Consider the following 2426-nt stretch of genomic DNA (forward strand, 5'->3'; position numbering starts at 1 on the left):
TGGTACGAGCCGCATCTCGACCGCCTCTACGAGGACGCCGAGACCCGCCACGCCGACCTCATGCAGCTCGAGCAGATCGCCGCGGGCTTCCCCTCGGCCGAGGCCTTCCTGACCGAGCTCACCCTCGATCCGCCCGACGCCACCAGCGACCGGGCCGGCAAGCCGCTGCAGGACGAGGACTACCTGATCCTCTCGACCATCCATTCCGCCAAGGGACAGGAGTGGCGGTCGGTCTATCTGCTGAACGCGGTCGACGGCTGCATTCCCTCGGATCTGGGCACCGGCTCGAGTCACGAGCTCGAGGAGGAGCGTCGGCTGCTCTACGTCGCGATGACCCGCGCGAAGGATCACCTGACGCTGGGCCTGCCGCTGCGCTTCTACGTCACCCAGCAGGGGCGCAACGGCGACCGGCACGTCTATGCCACGCGGACCCGTTTCATTCCCAAGGCGATGCTGGGCAGATTCGAGCAGGTCACGTGGTCGCCGCTGCCGCGGCCCGGCGCCACCGGGCCGGCGCCGCAGCGCATCGACGTCTCGGCGCGCATGCGGCAGATGTGGGGCTGAGCCAGAGAGCGGCGCGGGTCAGGCGGGCTCGGTCGCCGGGGTCGCGGCGCGCCATGGCAGGTCCATCGCGCAATGCATGCCCTCGGACGTGAGCTCGCGCGTGAGCCGGCCTTCGTGCTGCCGCTCGACCATCAGGTGCAGGAGGTTGGTGCCGAAGCCCTCTTTTGCCGTCTCGGGCGCCGGGGGCGGGGTGTCGCAGGTCTCGCGCCAGTCGATGGCGAGACGATCCTCGGGCGTCAGGCCCCAGCTGACTTCGAGCCCGCCGCCGGTCTGGCGCAGCGCGCCGAACTTGGCGGCGTTGGAGGTGAGCTCGTGGAACACCATGCCCAGCGACTGGCACTCGTCCGGGGTCAGCACCACCTGCGGCCCATCGAGCCCGATGCGGATTGCGGAATTGCCGCGATAGGGCGCGAGCTCCTGTTCGAGGATCTGGCGTAGTGCCACCGGCTCCCACCGCTGGTTGGCGAGCAGCGCGTGGTTCTTGGCCAGCGCCGAGAGCCGGTCGATGAGCTTGGCGCGCATGGTCTCGGGCTCCTCGGCCCGCGCCAGCCTGATCATCGCCTGCGCCACCGACAGCAGGTTGCGGGCGCGGTGGTTGATCTCGCGCGACATCAGGCGCTCGCGCGCGATGGCGCGGGTGCGCTCCATCAGCGTCATCATCCGCGACAGCACGGCCTCGACCGTCTCGACCTCGAGATCGGTCCAGTGTCGCGCGGCGAAGGAATGGGCGAAGAGGATCGCCTCGGTCCGGCCCTCGGTCACCCACGGCACCGCCAGCGCCGAGGCGCAGCCGATCTGGTCGAGCACCTTACGCTCGACCTCTTCGCGACCGGGGGTGCTGCGGTCGATGCGGACCACCCGACCCAGCAGCAACTCGGCCCAGGCGCTGTTGTCTATGGGGACCTGCCCGCGCGCCGCCGGGACCGGCTCGACGCCTTCGGCGCACCATTGCTCGACGACCGGCAGGGCGTGGTCAGGGTCGGAATGGCGCTGTTCGCGCAGGCCGACGCGGTCGACCTCGAGATGCCTGCCCAGCATCTCGAGCGAGCGCCCGCGCACCGCGTCGACGTCGCCCATGGTGCGGTAGACGTCGCTGAGCTCGAGCAGGAAGCGGGTGTGGGTCTGCTGCATGACCTGCCGCGTGGTCTCGTTGCCCGAATTGAACACGCCGCGGATGGAGCCGTCGTCATCGCGGATCGGCGTGAAGTTGTAGGTCCAGTAGGTCTCTTCCTCGACCCCGTAGCGCCGCATCGGCAGCATCTGGTCGCGGAAATAGACGCCCTCGCCCCTGCTGATCGCCCGGGTGAACTGCGGCTCGATCACATGCCAGATGTCGGACCAGACCTCTTCCGCAGGCTCGCCGAGACAGCCGGGGTGGCGTGGACCGGGAATGAGCGACCAGCTGTCATTGTAGAGCAGCCGCAGCTCGGGGCCCCAGTAGATGCAGGTCGGAAAGGCAGAGTTCAGCGCGATCCCCAGCGCCGAGCGCAGGGCCGCGGACCATGTGTCCGGCGGGCCGAGCGGATGGGTGCTCCAGTCGAAATCCCGGATGCGCTTTGCCATCGCGCTATGGCCGGACAGGAAGGAGAGCTTGTCGAAATTTGGTGACTGGCGGCGTAGCAAAACGGCTCCTTGCAACTGAACCCTCCGGGGCCGCATCGGCTTTCCGGCAGGGGTTCAGTGGAAGATAGGGCAGGAGTCGCGGTCTGCACAGACAAATCGCCGCCGCGCGGGGACGTGTCGTCGGGGTGTCACTGGGTCGAAGGGGGCGGGGTGGACCCGCCCCCTTCGGGACTAGTGGCGGCTGGGCTCAGCCCCTGCGCTCGCTGGCGGATTCGCCGGGCGGGGCCGGGGAGAACACG

Annotated in this window: 2 protein-coding genes; one reads left to right on the forward strand and one right to left on the reverse strand. The window is 69.2% G+C overall.

Going from position 1 to position 2426, the window contains the following annotated elements:
- On the forward strand, positions 1-564 hold a 564-nt coding region (locus HC022_RS24130; protein WP_167454090.1), incomplete at its 5' end, for a 3'-5' exonuclease.
- An 18-nt stretch (positions 565-582) separates the two neighbouring features.
- Here the strand turns inward: HC022_RS24130 and HC022_RS24135 are convergent.
- Positions 583-2187 (reverse strand): HWE histidine kinase domain-containing protein, encoded by a 1605-nt coding sequence (locus HC022_RS24135; protein WP_167454091.1) that lies wholly within the window; start codon positions 2185-2187, stop codon positions 583-585.
- Positions 2188-2426: the final 239 nt, after the last annotated feature.

The sequence above is a fragment of the Salipiger sp. HF18 genome (assembly GCF_011806505.1).
Classification (GTDB): domain Bacteria; phylum Pseudomonadota; class Alphaproteobacteria; order Rhodobacterales; family Rhodobacteraceae; genus Salipiger; species Salipiger thiooxidans.